Source organism: Melaminivora alkalimesophila, from assembly GCF_000282995.1.
Taxonomy (GTDB): domain Bacteria; phylum Pseudomonadota; class Gammaproteobacteria; order Burkholderiales; family Burkholderiaceae_C; genus Melaminivora; species Melaminivora alkalimesophila.
In genome coordinates this window covers 1-1202 of sequence record NZ_ALEE01000633.1, presented here as the reverse complement: position 1 = coordinate 1202, position 1202 = coordinate 1, and the positions used below count along the sequence as shown (strand labels likewise).

At 73.4% G+C, this 1202-nt stretch carries 2 protein-coding genes; both read left to right on the top strand.

Translation table 11 applies throughout. The features are described from left to right. Positions 1-428 (top strand): hypothetical protein (locus A612_RS12345; RefSeq protein WP_019374779.1); only part of this gene is annotated, 428 nt, incomplete at its 5' end. A 79-nt stretch (positions 429-507) separates the two neighbouring features. Further along, positions 508-1202 (top strand): MarC family protein (locus tag A612_RS12340; protein WP_019374778.1); only part of this gene is annotated, 695 nt, incomplete at its 3' end.

Below are 1202 nucleotides of genomic sequence, written 5' to 3'. Positions count from 1 at the left end.
GGCCCCGCCGGCTCGCTTCCCTGGGCGCCGCCGCTGCCTTCCTCTGCGCGGGCGCCACCGCCCTGGCGCAGCCATCCGCCGGCCAGTCCGAGGCCCGCCTGCCGGCCGTGCAGACCGCGGGCGCGCTGCGCTACCAGTGCGGCGGCATCGGCAGCGACGAGTCCGAGGCCATGCGCGCCGCCATGAAAGACCACCCGCTGTCGCTGCTGTTCGCCCGCGCCGACGGGGCCTACGAGGCCAACATCGAGGTGCGCATCCGCCCGCAGGGCGGCCAGGGCGAGGCCATGTCCTTCGTCGCGAACGGCCCGGTGTGCCTGCTGCAGTTGCCCGCTGGCAGCTACCAGGTGGACGTGCAGGGCGCGGGCCAGAGCCACTCGCGCACGGTGCAGGTGGGAGGGGGCAGCCGCACGCTCGACTTCCGCTTCTGAGCGCCGCCGCCCCGGGGCGCGGGGCCTATGATCGGGCAGCCTGCCACGACGCCCCCTGCCCCTTGCTGCCGTCCCCGCCATGGAACTGACCCCTGCCGACCTGCTCGCCGCCTTCGCCCGCAGCGTGCTGTTCGTGCTGGCCGGCGTGCTGCCGATCATCAACCCGCTGGCCTCGGCGCCCATCTTCGTGGACCTGACGCGCGGCCTGAACGACGCGACCCGCGCGCAGCTGGCGCGCCGCGTGGGCAAGAACGCCGGCCTGCTGCTGGCCGGCGCCATGCTGATGGGCTCCTACGTGCTGCACATCTTCGGCGTGTCGCTGCCGGTGGTGCGCATCGCCGGCGGGATGATCGTCGCCTCCATCGCCTGGCGCATGCTGCACGCGCAGCAGGTGACCAGCGAGGAGACGACCAGCATGGCGCTGTCGATCAGCGAGGAGCGGGCGCACATCAAGGCCTTCTACCCACTCACCTTTCCCCTCACCTGCGGGCCAGGCTCGATCGCCGTGTCGATCGCCATCGGCGCCAGCCTGCACACGCGCAGCAGCCTGCCGACCACCCTGGCGAACATGGCGGGCGGGCTGCTGGCGGCGGCGCTTCTGGGCGTGCTGGTGGCGCTCACCTTCCGCTACGCCAGCCGCCTGCTGCACCGCCTGGGCGAGACCGGCCAGATCGTGTTCCTGCGGCTCATGGCCTTCATGCTGCTGTGCGTGGGGGTGGAGATCGTCTGGGACGGGGTGCGCGCGCTGCTGGTGGGCGTGCTGCCGCCGGCGGG